The 15,370-nt window shown below is 41.5% G+C and carries 15 protein-coding genes; 14 read left to right on the top strand and 1 reads right to left on the bottom strand.

Going from position 1 to position 15,370, the window contains the following annotated elements; translation table 11 throughout:
* Positions 1-12: 12 nt before the first annotated feature.
* A complete protein-coding gene (locus BLR54_RS05265) occupies positions 13-555 on the bottom strand; it encodes a glutathione peroxidase (protein ID WP_090417737.1) in 543 nt (180 codons plus the stop codon).
* A 259-nt stretch (positions 556-814) separates the two neighbouring features.
* Here BLR54_RS05265 and BLR54_RS05260 point away from each other — a divergent pair, with 259 nt between their 5' ends.
* The 14 genes from BLR54_RS05260 (at position 815) to BLR54_RS05195 (ending at position 15,320) form a co-directional block, all read left to right on the top strand.
* On the top strand, positions 815-1,081 hold the full coding sequence (locus BLR54_RS05260; protein WP_090417736.1) for a kinase to dihydroxyacetone kinase: 267 nt from the start codon (positions 815-817) through the stop codon (positions 1,079-1,081).
* On the top strand, positions 1,081-2,376 hold the full coding sequence (locus tag BLR54_RS05255; protein ID WP_090417735.1) for an amidohydrolase family protein: 1,296 nt from the start codon (positions 1,081-1,083) through the stop codon (positions 2,374-2,376). Before BLR54_RS05260 ends, BLR54_RS05255 begins: the two co-directional genes overlap by 1 nt.
* Before the next feature lie 253 nt (positions 2,377-2,629).
* The gene (locus tag BLR54_RS05250; protein ID WP_090417733.1) at positions 2,630-3,316 is read left to right on the top strand and encodes a F0F1 ATP synthase subunit A; all 687 of its coding nucleotides are present in this window, start codon (positions 2,630-2,632) and stop codon (positions 3,314-3,316) included.
* A 209-nt stretch (positions 3,317-3,525) separates the two neighbouring features.
* Complete coding sequence (gene atpE / locus BLR54_RS05245; protein WP_028248524.1) at positions 3,526-3,750, top strand: ATP synthase F0 subunit C; 225 nt, start codon at positions 3,526-3,528, stop codon at positions 3,748-3,750.
* A 14-nt stretch (positions 3,751-3,764) separates the two neighbouring features.
* Positions 3,765-4,247, top strand: a complete 483-nt coding sequence (gene atpF / locus BLR54_RS05240; protein ID WP_090417731.1) for a F0F1 ATP synthase subunit B — start codon at positions 3,765-3,767, stop codon at positions 4,245-4,247.
* 2 nt (positions 4,248-4,249) lie between these two features.
* A complete protein-coding gene (gene atpA, locus BLR54_RS05235; RefSeq protein ID WP_090417728.1) occupies positions 4,250-6,259 on the top strand; it encodes a F0F1 ATP synthase subunit alpha in 2,010 nt (669 codons plus the stop codon).
* Positions 6,260-6,262: 3 nt separating this feature from the next.
* A complete protein-coding gene (gene atpG, locus BLR54_RS05230) occupies positions 6,263-7,273 on the top strand; it encodes an ATP synthase F1 subunit gamma (protein ID WP_090417725.1) in 1,011 nt (336 codons plus the stop codon).
* A gap of 39 nt (positions 7,274-7,312) precedes the next feature.
* Positions 7,313-8,710 carry a F0F1 ATP synthase subunit beta gene (atpD, locus tag BLR54_RS05225; protein WP_090417722.1) on the top strand — a complete coding sequence of 466 codons (1,398 nt, stop codon included), beginning with the start codon at positions 7,313-7,315 and terminating at the stop codon, positions 8,708-8,710.
* A 3-nt stretch (positions 8,711-8,713) separates the two neighbouring features.
* Positions 8,714-9,139, top strand: coding sequence for an ATP synthase F1 subunit epsilon (gene atpC / locus BLR54_RS05220; RefSeq protein WP_090417719.1), 426 nt, complete (start codon positions 8,714-8,716; stop codon positions 9,137-9,139).
* A gap of 727 nt (positions 9,140-9,866) precedes the next feature.
* Positions 9,867-10,811 (top strand): alpha/beta fold hydrolase, encoded by a 945-nt coding sequence (locus tag BLR54_RS05215; protein WP_090417716.1) that lies wholly within the window; start codon positions 9,867-9,869, stop codon positions 10,809-10,811.
* A gap of 140 nt (positions 10,812-10,951) precedes the next feature.
* Positions 10,952-11,872 carry a DUF6709 family protein gene (locus BLR54_RS05210; RefSeq protein ID WP_242871202.1) on the top strand — a complete coding sequence of 307 codons (921 nt, stop codon included), beginning with the start codon at positions 10,952-10,954 and terminating at the stop codon, positions 11,870-11,872.
* Between the two features lie 3 nt (positions 11,873-11,875).
* Entirely contained in the window at positions 11,876-12,619 is a 744-nt protein-coding gene (locus BLR54_RS05205) for a class I SAM-dependent DNA methyltransferase (protein WP_090417711.1), read from the top strand.
* Positions 12,616-13,485, top strand: coding sequence for an Hsp33 family molecular chaperone HslO (hslO, locus tag BLR54_RS05200; RefSeq protein ID WP_090417708.1), 870 nt, complete (start codon positions 12,616-12,618; stop codon positions 13,483-13,485). Before BLR54_RS05205 ends, hslO begins: the two co-directional genes overlap by 4 nt.
* A gap of 104 nt (positions 13,486-13,589) precedes the next feature.
* On the top strand, positions 13,590-15,320 hold the full coding sequence (locus tag BLR54_RS05195; protein ID WP_176761854.1) for a L,D-transpeptidase family protein: 1,731 nt from the start codon (positions 13,590-13,592) through the stop codon (positions 15,318-15,320).
* The last annotated feature ends 50 nt before the right edge of the window (positions 15,321-15,370 follow it).

Here is a 15,370-nt window from a genome sequence, read left to right as displayed (position 1 = left end):
ATTTTACCTATTTTACATAAGGGATGCAACGAACTTCTCTACTTCCTTCATATCAGCAGTTGGCTCAAAACGAGCTACCACGTTACCCTGTCTATCAACAATGAATTTTGTAAAGTTCCATTTAATTTCAGGATTATTCTTATAATCCTTGTCGATAGTCTTGAGCATTGCAGACATTGCAAGTGCCTTAGCACCCTTTCCGAAGCCTTCAAAGCCCTTCTGAGACTTAAGATATTTGAAAAGTTCGATGGCATTCTCGCCGTTTACATCAGCCTTTTTCATCTGAGGGAACTGTGTATTGTAGTTAAGCTGACAGAATTCATGAATCTCATCATCATTGCCAGGAGTCTGGCCTGCGAACTGGTTGCATGGTACATCAACTACTTCAAAGCCCTGCTCATGATATGCTTCGTAGATTCGCTCAATATCTTCGTAGTGAGGAGTGAAGCCGCAACCTGTTGCTGTGTTTACAACCATAACTACCTTGCCCTCAAAGTCCTTCATTGAAAGCTGTTCGCCATTTGTCTTCTCAACTGTTAAATCATAAAATCCCATTTTAGTATCCTCCTTAATATAATGTAACTATAATGTTTTACGAAATTGATTGTGTGCAATTGATTTTATACTTGAATTGTACACAATTAAATTGTATGCGTCAAGAGTTTTTTGAAAAATTTTTTCATAGAATTTAATATGAAAAAAATAAGTTAGATAAAACTGACTCGCTATTTTTAAATTAATATGATAAAGTATATTCGTTCGGACGAGTTTTTAGCTCGTCCAGTTTTATCAAAAAATAATGGAGGACAAATAAATGTTACCAGAGCAGTCAATTGAATTTAGATATGATACACAGCTTCTTATTGAAGGAGAGGATCTTGATGAGGATGCAATCAACGATTACATCACAGAGAACTTCAAAGGGGATTGCCTTCTTGCGGTAGGAGATGAGGAGCTTATTAAAATCCACTACCACACAAACGAGCCATGGCTTGTACTTGAGTATTGTCGCAGCCTCGGCGAGATTTATGATATCGTAATCGAAGATATGGATAGACAGGCGAGAGGTCTTCAGGGTTAATGAAAGAAACAAGTTTTGTTTTACGAGGAGGCATTGCCTTCTCTGAGAGTCCACACGGAATAACTACATATTATAGAGGCTATGTTGTATGTGTAGATGGAATCTGTCAGGGGGCCTTCACAGATTTGCCAGAGGAATACAAAGACTTAAAGCTTTATGATTATGGCGAGCGCTTGATTATCCCAGGTATGACAGATTTACATGTTCATGCTCCTCAGTACAGCTTCCGTGGAATTGGTATGGATGCTGAGCTTTTAGAATGGCTTTCTACCTACACCTTCCCAGAGGAAGCAAAGTACGCCGATATTGAGTATGCCAAGAAAGCTTATGAATACTTTGCTGACGATTTAAAGCGTTGCTTCTCTTCTCGTGCAGTTGTTTTCGGAACTATGCACAATGAGGCAACCATCGAGCTTATGAATCAGCTTGAGGAAACAGGGCTTATTACCTACGTTGGCAAGGTCAACATGGATAGAAATGGTGGCGTTGACTTGGAAGAGAAAGATGCTGAGGCATCTCTTCAGGCTACTATTGATTGGCTTGAGGCTATTGATGGCAAATTCGTAAATACGAAGCCAATCCTTACACCAAGATTCATTCCTTCTTGTTCAGATGATTTGATGCGAGGAATCGGAAAGCTTTCTAAGGAAAGAAATCTTCGAATTCAGTCTCATCTTTCAGAGAATGTTTCTGAGATAGCTTGGGTTAAGGAGCTTGTTCCAGAATCTACAAGCTATGCCAACGCTTATGAGCTGTTCGACACCATGGGTACACCAGAGTGTCCAACAATCATGGCGCACTGCGTTCATTCAGGCGAAGAGGAGATGCGTATCCTTAAGGAGCATGGTGCTTACATTGCCCACTGCGCAGATTCAAACATGAATCTTACTTCAGGTATTGCACCTATTCGCAAGTTCTTAGATGCTGGTATAAACATTGGTCTTGCTACTGATGTGGCAGCAGGTTCATCTATGAACATGATAAAGACAATGCTTATCACCCTTCAGGCGTCAAAGATGTATTATCGTCTTGTGGATCAGGAGGTTAAGCCACTTACCTTCGAAGAGGTATTCTATCTTGCAACTGTTGGAGGCGGAAGCTATTTTGGAAAGGTTGGAACCTTTAAAAAGGGCTATGAGTTCGATGCGGTTGTAATCGACGATAGCAAGATGTTTTCTATGAGAGATATGTCTATTCGAGAGCGCATTGAAAGAATGTGCTACAACGATGCAGATGCTATCATAAAAGACAAGTATGTAAGGGGTAAAAAGGTCTTTACATCCACTACAATTTAGGGCCTTTTTATACTAATTAAATAAGGAAAATTCCCCTGTTAAAAAGGATTGAATTTTTTGTTAAATAAAAGTGTCCAGCATTGACTGGACACTTTTTTGGGTATATGGTGAAACCATACGGACCTGCGCCTTTTTGCTGTATACACATTGCTTAATTTGTATATTACATTTTTGTGCAGAAGGACTAAAATAGGGGATATGTTTGGCAAGAATGTCTTGCCTTATATATTGATATAGTTAAGGAGGTGTTTTCTTGAATTTAGCAGAAGAGCTTATAGAAGAGCTAAATTGTGAAGCCGTATTTACCCTCCATATAGGCAGCATGGAAATTCCTGTCATGGAATCGGTTGTTGTTACTTGGATTGTAATGGCCATTCTTATTCCCTTAGCAATTTTCTTAACTACGGGATTAAAGACACAAAACATTAGTAAAAAACAAGCCTGTGCTGAGTTTATTTACGAAAAGCTAACCGGTATCGTAGGTGGAATGCTAGGCGAAGAAGCAAAGCAGTACACTGGTTACCTTTCAACAGTCCTTTTATATATTGGTTTATCAAATATAATCGGATTGATTGGATTCAAGTCTCCTACAAAGGATTTAAATGTCACATTAGCCTTAGCGCTTATGAGTATCATCCTTGTAGAGGGAGCAGGAATATACCAGCATGGTGTTAGAAAGTGGTTGCACAATTTTACAGAGCCAGTTGCAATCGTAACCCCATTCAATATTCTTGATGTATTCACAAGACCATTGTCTTTGTGCATGCGACTTTTCGGAAATGTACTTGGTGCATTCGTAATTATGGAATTACTTAAGATTGTATGCCCACCAATTATTCCAGCAATTTTCAGTATCTACTTTGATTTATTTGATGGACTTCTTCAGGCATACGTCTTCGTGTTCTTAACATCTTTGTATATTAAGGAAGCGGTAGAGTAACCACGTAGTAAGTTAAAAAAGAAATTTTTAGATATAGTTTATTAATGAGAGTGAGTCAAACTATTTAGTCTATTTGTTTAGATTGAGTGAGTAGGCATCAAGCTCTTAGGTTTCTTAAGCGAAACATGTTAGTTGAGCGTAGAAACACTAAGGCTTGTGGACGTAACGAGCGGACTTAAGAGTTTGACGGACAACAGGAGGAAAAATTTATGAACACACTTATAGCTATTGGAGCAGGTATCGCAGTTGTTACTGGTCTTGGAGCAGGTATCGGTATCGGTATTGCAACAGGTAAGGCATGTGAAGGTATCGCACGTCAGCCAGAGGCAGAAGGTAAGATCCAGAAGAACCTTATCTTAGGTTGTGCCCTTGCAGAGGCAACAGCTATTTATGGTTTCGTTATCGCACTTATGATTATCGTAATGTTACAGTAAGAGGATAGAATAATATGATTAACGTTTCATTTTGGAATATACTCTGGACTGTCGTAAACCTTTTGCTTTTATGCGTTGCATTTAAGTTCTTCTTTTTCAAGCGTATCGACAATATCATTGTAAAGCGCCAGGAAGAGGCAAAGGAAATCTACGACAAGGCCGAGGAAAAGAATAGACAGGCTGACGAGTATGTTAAAAAGTATGAGGATAAGCTTGCATCAGTTGAATCTGAGAAGAAGCAGATTATCCTTGAAGCTAGAAAAACTGCTGATGGTCAGTACCAGAAGATTATTGCAGAGGCTCATGAAGATGCAAAGAACATCCATGAGAATGCAGTTGCAGAGGCAACAATCGAAAAGAACAAGATTATTTCCAGCGCTAAGAAGGAAATTGCAGATATGGTTGTTGAGGCAACAGCAAAGGTTATTGGAAGTAGGACAGGGGCTGATATTGATAGCCAGTTGTTTGATGATTTTATTGATAAAGCAGGTGAATAACATTGACAGATAAATCTTTTAATTACATTAGCGATTTACATAGTATCAAAAATGCCGGGGCTCACTTGCAGAATGCTGCGTCTATCATTGAAGTAGTGCCAGCAATTGGCGAAGAGCTTGCGGATCCTACTGTGCCTGAAGCTAAGAAGCATATGGTAGTGGATAAAATCTTCCCACGTGAGATTCGTGATTTTATGAAGCTACTTTGCGACAACGGAGATTTTGATTCCTTCAGTGAGATAGTTGCAGACTATAAGGCTTTCCTTGCAAACCAGGGAGAGAACATTGAGTATGCAACTCTTAAATATGTTACAGAGCCTACAGACGAGCAGCTTTCTGGTATCAGAAAGTTCCTTGCAAAGGAATATGGAAATGAAGACATCCTTATTAAGAAGGTAGAAGAGCCTTCTCTTAAGAGTGGTTTCGTTCTTACAGTAGGTTCAAGAGAATATGACTGGAGTGAGCAGAGCCGTATTGAGCAGCTTTCTCAGCGAATCAGCGAGGCTGTTCAGAAGAGTACAGTAGATGAAAATATTCTTTCTATCCTTAAGTCAAGCATCGACGATTTTGAGGTTAAGGACAAGGAAGTTGGTGTTGTAAAGTGGGTTGGTGACGGTATCGTTAACGTAGATGGTATCGACCACGCATTTTATGGCGAAATTGTTATCTTTGATTGTGGCGTTAAGGGTATGGTTCAGGATATCCGCCGTGATGAAATCGGTATTATCCTTTTCGACCGTGACGTAGATATAAAAGAAGGTTCAAGAGTTGTACGTACTGGCAAGATGGCTGGTATTCCTGTTGGCGATGGCTTCCTTGGAAGAATTGTTGATGCTCTTGGTACACCAATTGATGGAATGGGCGACATTGATGCAGAAGGCTTCAGACCAGTTGAGTGCCCAGCTCCAAGTATCGTTGATAGAAAATCAGTTAGCCAGCCAATGGAGACAGGTCTTCTTTCAATCGATTCAATGTTCCCTATCGGCCGTGGTCAGCGTGAGCTTATCATTGGTGATAGACAGACAGGTAAGACATCCATTGCTACAGATACAATTATCAACCAGAAAGGCAAGGATGTAGTCTGTGTTTATGTTGCAATTGGCCAGAAGGCTTCTACAATTGCAAAGCTTGTTAATACACTTAAGGAGCACGGTGCTATGGACTACACTATTATCGTTAGTGCCACAGCAGCAGACCCAGCTCCATTACAGTATATTGCACCTTATTCAGGTACTGCTCTTGCAGAGTATTTTATGTACTCAGGCAAGGATGTACTTATTGTTTACGATGATTTATCAAAGCACGCTGTTGCATACCGTGCTATTTCTCTTTTGCTTGAGCGTTCTCCAGGACGTGAGGCATACCCAGGTGATGTATTCTACTTACACTCAAGACTTCTTGAGCGTTCAGCAAGAATTATCCCAGAGGCAGGAGGCGGTTCTATTACAGCCCTTCCTATTATTGAGACACAGGCAGGCGATTTGTCAGCATACATCCCTACCAACGTAATCTCAATTACTGACGGTCAGATCTTCCTTGAGTCACAGTTGTTCAACGCAGGACAGAGACCAGCGGTTAACGTAGGTCTTTCAGTATCCCGTGTAGGTGGTGCAGCTCAGACAAAGGCTATGAAGAAGGCCGCAGGTTCAATCCGTATCGACTTAGCTCAGTATCGTGAGATGGAAGTCTTCACACAGTTCTCATCAGATCTTGATGATGCAACAAAGAAGCAGCTTGCTCACGGACGTGCTCTTATGGAGCTTTTAAAGCAGCCTCTTAACAGACCTTTCTCAATGGCAGAACAGGTTATTATTCTTGTGGCTGCAAATGCACATATTTTCAGTGATTTACAGGTTGATGCCATCAAGAAGTTCAGACTTGATATGCTTCAGTTCTTCCATGAGAATCACAGCGATATCATCACTCAGCTTGGCACAACTAAGAATATGACTGATGAGTTGAAGGATAGTATCATCGAGGCAGCTACTGAGTTTAAAAACAATCAGGAGTAAGCTATGGCAAGTACAAAAGAAATCCAGAATAGAATAAATAGTATTCAGGATACCATGAAGATTACAAATGCCATGTATATGATGTCCTCAATGAAGCTTAGAAAGGCAAAGCAAAAGCTTGCTGATACAGAGCCTTTCTTCGAGGCAGTTCAAAAGGAACTTGCTGAGAACCTGGTTCATCTTCCAGATATGCGTCACATCTATTTCGATAACCGTGTGGAGGATGAGCAGGAGACTGTAAAGCATCGTGGTTTCATTGTTTTCACAGGTGATAAGGGAATGGCTGGTGCCTACAACCACAATGCCATCAAATTAGCACTTGATAGAATTAAGGACTTGTCCGAGAATGAGTACACCTTGTTCGTGGTTGGTGAAGTTGGACGAAACTTTTTCATCAACGGCGGCTACAACGTAGACGAGGATTTCCGTTTTTCATCAAACAATCCATCAATGCACAGAGCCCGTGTTATTTCTGAATATATGATTGAGAAATACAATGCTGGTGAGCTGGACAGAATTGATATCATCTACACAAAGATGATAAATTCTGTCACAGAGGAAACCTGTGTAGAGCGTCTTCTCCCTCTTAGAACTCAAAAGTTCATTAAGGAGAAGGTAAAGGAAATCCAAGAGGATGTTGAGGGAACAGGTAAGGCAGCAACGGAGATGAAATCTGGTGTTAAGCACGTTCACTCAATCAACAGCTACGAGTACGAAGCCGTTACAAAGGGCGGAGACAAATGGATGCCATTTTATCCATCCCTTAAGGCAGTATTAGAGCAGCTGGTTCACAACAACTTTACAGGCTTCATTTATGGAGCTCTTGTTGAGTGTTCAGCCAGTGAGGAAAATGCCAGAATGATGGCTATGCAGTCAGCTACAGACAATGCAGAGGCGATTCTTCGTGAATTATCTATTGAATACAACAGAGTGCGTCAGGCCGCTATTACACAGGAAATAACTGAGGTAATCAGTGGTGCTAAGGCACTTAAAAAGAAGAAAGCAAAAAAGTAATTTTTTTGTAGGCAGTTCTACATTAGGAAAGGAACTAACATGAAATTAAAAGGAAAAATCGTACAGGTTTCAGGACCTGTCGTAGATGTAGAATTTTCAGAGAATGACCTGCCAGCTATTAGAGATGCCCTTTACGTTATGGTAGGGGATGAAAAGCGAGTAATGGAGGTTTCTCAGCACATCGGTCTTGGTGTTGTAAGATGTATCTTACTTGCACCATCTGAGGGACTTGCTCGTGATATGGAGGTTGTTGCCACAGGAGAGAGCATTACTGTTCCTGTTGGTGAGTGTACTCTTGGACGTCTCTTCAACGTTCTTGGTGACACCCTTGATAAGGGTGAGAAGCTTGACAATGAAGAGCATTGGAGCATTCATCGTGAGCCACCTACCTTCGAGGATCAGAGCCCAGTTGTTGAGATGCTTGAGACTGGTATCAAGGTTATCGACCTTCTTGCACCTTACGCTAAGGGTGGTAAGGTCGGACTTTTCGGTGGTGCCGGTGTAGGTAAGACCGTTCTTATCCAGGAGCTTATCCACAACATCGCTACAGAGAGCGGCGGTTACTCAATTTTCACAGGTGTTGGAGAGCGTTCTCGTGAAGGTAATGACCTTTGGACAGAAATGGCAGAGTCAGGAGTTCTTGACAAGACAGCCCTTGTCTTTGGTCAGATGAATGAGCCACCAGGAGCACGTATGCGTGTTGCTGAGACAGGACTTACAATGGCAGAGTATTTCCGTGATGTTAAGAATCAGGACGTGCTCTTGTTCATTGATAATATTTTCCGTTTTGTACAGGCAGGTTCAGAGGTTTCAGCCCTCCTTGGTCGTATGCCATCAGCCGTAGGTTATCAGCCTACACTTGCTAACGACCTTGGTGAGCTTCAGGAACGAATCGCTTCTACAAAGAACGGTTCAATCACATCAGTTCAGGCCGTATACGTACCTGCTGATGATTTAACTGACCCAGCACCAGCTACAACCTTCTCACACTTGGATGCTACAACAGTTCTTTCTCGTAAGATTGTTGAGCAGGGTATTTACCCAGCTGTTGATCCACTTGAGTCAACATCACGTATCCTTGAGCCAGACGTTGTTGGCGAGGAGCACTATGCAGTAGCTCGTGGAGTTCAGGAAATCCTTCAGAAGTACAAGGAACTTCAGGATATTATCGCTATCCTTGGTATGGAAGAGCTTTCAGACGAGGATAAGCTTACAGTATATCGTGCCCGTAAGGTACAGCGTTTCCTTTCACAGCCATTCTCAGTTGCTGAGAACTTCACAGGCGTAAAGGGACAGTTCGTTACTGTAAAAGAGACAGTTCGTGGTTTCAAGGCCATCTTAAATGGTGAGATGGACGAGTATCCAGAAGCAGCATTCTTCAATGTTGGTACTATTGAGGATGTTAAGAAGAAGGCAGCCGACCTAGCAAAGGAGTAATCTATGGCATCATTATTTAATTTAAAAATAATTGCCTGCGATGGCATCTTCTATGATGGTAAATGCGAGATTCTGGTATTCCCAGGAGCTGACGGTGAGGTTGCAGTCCTTAATCATCACGAGGTTTTCACAGGTATTGTGGAAATCGGAACTATCCGCTTCAAAACAGAGGATGGTGAGATGAGACAGGCAATCATATCTGATGGACTTATTTCCGTAGAGCAGGATGGCTCTGTTGAAGTCGTAGCCTACTCATGCGAGCGACCAGAAGATATCGATACCTTCCGTGCTCAGGAAGCACTGGAGCGTGCCCAAGAGCAGCTCCAGCAGAAACAGAGCCGTATCGACTACCAGATTTCTACAAACAATATGGCTCGTGCCATGGCACGACTCAAAGGCGCAGGCGCCAAGAATATGTACAAAATCTAAAATCTTCCCCTTCGGGGGAAGATTTTTTTACTATTCACAGTCTAATTAATAATCTATGAACAGAGGAAACTCCAACTATTTAGATATAGGTTCAATCACAAAATAATGATTCTCTAAATGCTGTATGTAGCTTTTTTTATTGTGGGTGTTCTTTCAATCCTTTGCGCTTTGTACGCTACAGTTTGTATAGCTCAGACACACTCTATTTTCGGTAATGCTCCCCCCCTCAGGATATATAACTATCAGTTGCTGGAGTTTGTAGTGCGCTTAGTAAAATAAAAAGCAGGTTTTGCATGTATAGGCAGCAGCCGCTAGGAAGGCGGCTGCAGTGGTCACTTGAGACACGATGTTGAATGTGCCACGGTGACTATACATACAAAACTTGCTTTTTTAATTTTACTTAGCAAACGGAGTATGTAAGCAACTGATAGTTATATACCCTGATGGGGAGTATTAATAGAACCTACAAGTGTCTGAGCTATACATACAGTAGCTTCAAAGCGCAAAACCAATGAAAGGACACCCACTAAAAGCAACATTTACAGCATTAAGAGAATCTATTATTTTGCTCAAATTCACCTATATCTACATAGTTGGAGTTTCCTCTGTCCTTAAATTTACATAGACTGTGAATAGTATTAAAACTCTTTCGCTAGATTATTGAATATAGGTGGGAAATACACTAAAATATTAATACTTGTGTGAGATACGTATTGGAGGAGATGTTATGATTACCCAGCAGGAATATACGTTTAATTCTAAGGATGGGCATTCGGTGATTCACTGCCGCAAATGGCTTCCTGAGCAGGAGCCAATTGCTGTGATTCAGTTGGTTCACGGAATGGTAGAATATATTGAAAGATACGACGAGTTTGCCACTTTTCTTGCTACAAAAGGATATGTAGTGGTGGGCCATGATCATATTGGGCATGGACATTCAGTGGCAGATGAAAGTGAGCTGGGAGTCATGACAGGGGTTCATCCTTCTGACGATATGGTGGAGGATATCTATACACATTATTCCCTTACCAGGAAGGCTTATCCTGCTTTGAAATATTTTATCCTTGGTCATTCCATGGGTTCATATATGCTTCGCAAGTTCCTTTCGGTAAAAGCAGCATATATCGAAGCAATGAGTGGCGCCATCATTATGGGTACAGGCTTTGAGAAGGCTGGAGCTTGCAATATGGGCCTTGCTACAATAGGTTTACTTTCACTTATAAAGGGAAAGAATTACCGTAGCACACTGATTAGGGATATGACATATAGTGCACCATACAAGCTTTATGATTGCTATGGCAAGGACTACGCCAATTCTTGGCTTTCGAAAAATATGGAGAGTGTAGAAAAGTACTATCACGATCCTTTGTGTACCTTTACCTTCACTCTTAACGCATATAAGGGCCTTGTAGAGGCTACAAAATTTGCATGTACCATGGAGTGCGCTTCGAAGATGCGAGCAGGCATGCCACTTCTGGTTGTATCCGGTGATGCAGACCCAGTTGGTAATCTGGGAGAGGGCACAAGAGCCGCGGCCGACTTATTCAAAAAGGCGGGAGTAAAGGATGTCACCTTAAAGCTATATCATGGTGACAGACATGAGATTTTAAATGAGCTAGATAGAGAAACAGTTTACGAAGATATATACAAATGGCTGGAAGAACATAGATAAATTACGCAGAGGTAGATATGGATTCACTGGAGCATCTTATTACAAGATCAATAAAGACATACTACAAAAATAGGCTTTATGCTCCTATCATATTTTTAGTGATTTTACTGGGAATATCTATTATATTTCCAGTTACTCACATGCTTTTTCCAAAGACCTACGCTGAAGAAGAAACCAGTCTCTACGATTTGTACAATAGCAAGGAAGTATATGCAAAGTTCAAATTAACAGATTTATATTTTACAGGCTACACTAGCAAATGGTTGGATAGCACTAGAGGCTACTATTATTACACAATGATTAATTCAGAATGTGTAATCGTACTTCTTGATCCAGACACCTGCGAACAGGGGGCACCTACCATCGACAAGCTTACCATCCACGGACAGGTACTGTACGATTCTGATGCAGCCCGTGCTTTGCTTTCAAATCTTGCTAGAGATTTAAACTGGAGTGAGGAGGGGATTCTTTCTACAGTTTCTTCCTATACCATCTCAGAACCTGATGCCACTGGCTTTATTTCCATGTCCTTTGAGTTTTTCTTTGTGATTTTTGCAATTTACAGCATACTTAATATAATTATCTGTTGTATTTTTATAGCTTTTCCTGTACTATCTATTCCGGTTCAAAAAACAAGAGCCTATGGAAAGCCAGCAGAGATTCTTGCAGAGGCAGAGGAAGAGCTTGCAACACTTCCACAGCTTGCTACAGAGGATATGTTCATTACAGAGCATTACTTTATAGAGACCAGTAGCTACGGTGTGGCGATTGTTCCAATTGATGCCATTATTTGGATATACAAATATTCAACTATGCACAAATTCCTATGGCATCATTTCTCAATCACCTACACTCTCTATATCACTGCAGGAAAGAGACATTACATCAAATGTCCAAAGAACATAAAGAGTGATATCGACGGTATTATGGACTACTTGGCGGAGGCTAACCACGACATTCTTGTGGGCTTCTCTGAGGAGAATCGTCTCAAGGTGGAAGAGATTCAAAACGATTTCGATATTATTAGAAAGATTACTAGCTTTTTATCTAAGAGGGTTTAATTGATGGAAGCTTATACAAGTTTCGCCAGTGTTTATGATAGGTACATGGACAATGTGCCTTACGACACCTGGACAGAAAATATAAAGACACTATTTGAAAAATATCAAATGCCAATGGAGATTGTTTGTGATCTTGGCTGCGGCACTGGCCAAATCACCAGAAGGCTTAAGGCTGCAGGCTACGACATGATTGGCATAGACGTTTCCTATGATATGCTTATGGAGGCACAGACTCGCGAGGATTCCGACGGAATCCTTTATCTATGTCAGGATATGCGTGAGTTCGAACTCTACGGCACTGTTGGCGCAGTGGTAAGCCTTTGTGACAGCCTCAACTATCTTCGTAATTACGAAGAATTGCTTACAGTATGTAAGCTGGCCAACAATTATCTTGACCCAAAGGGGCTCTTTATCTTTGATGTAAAGACAGAGCATTTTTATAAGCAGCTTGGCTGCGGCACTATTGCCGAAAATCGAGAGGAAGGTAGCTTTATCTGGGAAAATGATTATGATGAAGAAACCAGAGATAATGCTTACTACCTTACAATATACGAGGAAAATGAAGAGGGTACCTTCGATAGATATGAGGAGGAGCACCTTCAGCATGCCTTTGAAGTTGAAGAGATAAAGGCTGCAATCAAAGAAAGTGGTTTGGACCTTTTAGAGGTTCTTGATGTAGCTACAATGGCTGAGCCAAAGCCAGATAGCGATAGATTGTATTTTATAGCAAGAGAGGTAACAAAATGAGCGATTATATAGTTAGAGCAACAGCAGCAAACGAGTCAATTAGAGCTTTTGCCATCACCAGTCACGATATGGTGGAAGAGGCAAGAGAACGTCACAATACATCACCTATAGTTACAGCAGCCCTTGGACGTATGCTTTCTGCAGGTTCAATGATGGGTGTAATGCTTAAGGGCGAGGATGACCTTGTTACACTTCAGATTCAGGGTTCTGGCCCAATGAAGGGAATCACAGTCACTTCAAACAGCAAGGGCGAGGTTAAGGGCTTCCCAAACGTAGCAATCGTCGATTTGCCACCAAAGAACGGCAAGCTTGACGTTGGCGGTGCCATCGACCTTGGTATTATGCGTGTTATCAAGGACATGGGCTTGAAAGAGCCATACGTAGGAACAGTAGAGCTTCAGACTGGAGAAATTGCTGAGGATTTAACATATTACTATGCTGTTTCAGAACAGATTCCTTCATCAGTAGGTCTTGGTGTTTTTATGAATAAGGACAACACTGTAAACTGTGCCGGTGGTTTTATCATCCAGCTTATGCCTTTCACACCAGAAGAGGTTATTACACAGCTTGAAGAAAATCTTAAGACACTTCCATCTGTTACAGATATGCTTTCAAGTGGAAAGACTCCTGAGCAGATGCTTGAGACAGTACTTGCAGGTCTTGAACTTGATTTCAAAGAGACTTATCCAGTTTGCTATAAGTGCGATTGTTCAAGAGATAGAGTTATCAAAAGCTTGGCATCCCTTGGAAAAGAAGATATGGATGAAATTATTGGCGACGGCAAGCCTGTAGAGGTTAAGTGCCAGTTTTGTAATGAGGCCTACGAGTTTTCTATTGAGGAACTAAAAGCCTTTAGGAAAAATTAATGATTTGAGGGGTTCTGGGGAGAAAACTTTAGTGGATTTTGTGCCATAGTTTCCTGTAAACTATCTCTCGGAATGAGTATACTTTAAATTTAGAGGGAATGACGATGAGTAAAGTTAAGAAGAAGGCTCATAAGAATAAGTTTAAAAAGTATTACATAGATCAAGAAACAATGCTTAAGCTTGGAATTACAGCGGGCATTGTTTTATTTGTGTATTTAATAGGAAGTGTATATTTCTCTAAACACTTTTATATTCGAAGCACAGTCAATGGTGTTGGTGCATCCTTCAAAGATGCTCAGAGCACCTTTGATAAAATCCTCGAAAACGCTGACAACTACACCATCACCTTTGAAGATGCTGATGGCAAGGTAGTTAACGAGGTCAGTGCTGCAGATTTAGGTGTTGATGTAAACTATGACGTTTCTCAGGTTCAGGATGTGCTTGATAAGCAGTCAGGCTTCAACTGGCTTGGCCGCCTCATAATTCCTGCAGAGTATTACACAGCTACTGGCAATTCCTACGATTCTGAAAAGGTAAAGGCTGTTGCTTCTAGCTTGGATTTCTCTAATCAAAAATCCACAGCAGAATCAGAGGATGCTTATATCAAGTTTGATGGTTCTGAGTTTGTTATCATCGGAGAGTTCTACGGCGACAGAATTGATCAAGAGGGCGTTGAAGAAGCAATCATCTACGCGGTTGAAAATCTTGACACCACCATCAATCTTGCTGATGGCACTTGCTACAACAAGCCAAATGTCAAGGCAGACGATGCCAACATCAAGGCAGCTGCAAAGAAGCTTAACGGCTATATGGATGTGACCATTCACTACGATCTTGGTGATGGAATCACAGAGGATATTCCTCTTGATACTAAGGCTAGCTTCTTTACTTGGGACGACAACTTCAAAGTAAGGTTTGATAGAGATGCCATTGGCGAATACGTTAATTCCATGGGTGCTAAGTACGACACCTACGGTAAGAAAAAACAATTCACCACTACAGAGGGCGACTTAGTTGAAGTGCCAGCTGGTTCCTTTGGTTGGAGAATTGCTTACGAAGGCGAAATCGATGCCATCATTGCAGACCTAAAGGCCGGTGAGGATGTTACTCGTGACTTCACCTATCTTTATCGTGGAACTAGCCACGGTGCAAACGACTATGGTAATTCCTATGTTGAGGTTAATCTTACAACTCAGCATGTTTATGTTTACAAGGACGGAAATATGGTTCTTGATACACCTTGTGTTTCTGGTAATATCTCAAAGGGACACGGCACCCACACAGGTGTGTACCCAATTGCTTACAAGCAAAAGGATGCCACACTTCGTGGAGACAACTACGAGTCTCATGTTAATTTCTGGATGCCATTTAACTTAGGCGAAGGCTTACACGATGCCACCTGGCGTTCAAAGTTCGGCGGCACTCTTTACAAAACAAGCGGTAGCCACGGATGTGTTAATCTTCCTTTGGCTAAGGCAGAAGAGATTTATGGAATTGTAGAGGCTGGTTGGCCAGTTATTGTTTTCTACACTGGCGATACCGAGGAGCAGAACTACAAGCTTCAGAATCCTCAGATTGATTGTATGCATCTTATTGCTGACATAGAGACTGTTACACTTGAATCTGAGCCAAAGATTATGGCAGCTAGAGAAAAGTACAATTCTCTTACAGAAGAGCAAAAGGCTCTCGTTACAAATTACCAGGATTTGGTTAATGCAGAACAGACACTTCAGACCTTAAAGGAGCAGGCTGCAGCAGCTGCAGCAGCCGCTGCAGAGGCAGCACAGCAGCAGGATGGTGCAGTACCACCTGAGGCAGCGCCAGTTGCACCTTAATATATTTAGATTTGTTACCCGTTGTATAGTGACTTAATAAGAGGGAGAAG

Source organism: Pseudobutyrivibrio sp. YE44, assembly GCF_900104335.1.
Lineage (GTDB): Bacteria > Bacillota > Clostridia > Lachnospirales > Lachnospiraceae > Pseudobutyrivibrio.
This window is presented reverse-complemented; position numbering and strand designations above follow the sequence as displayed.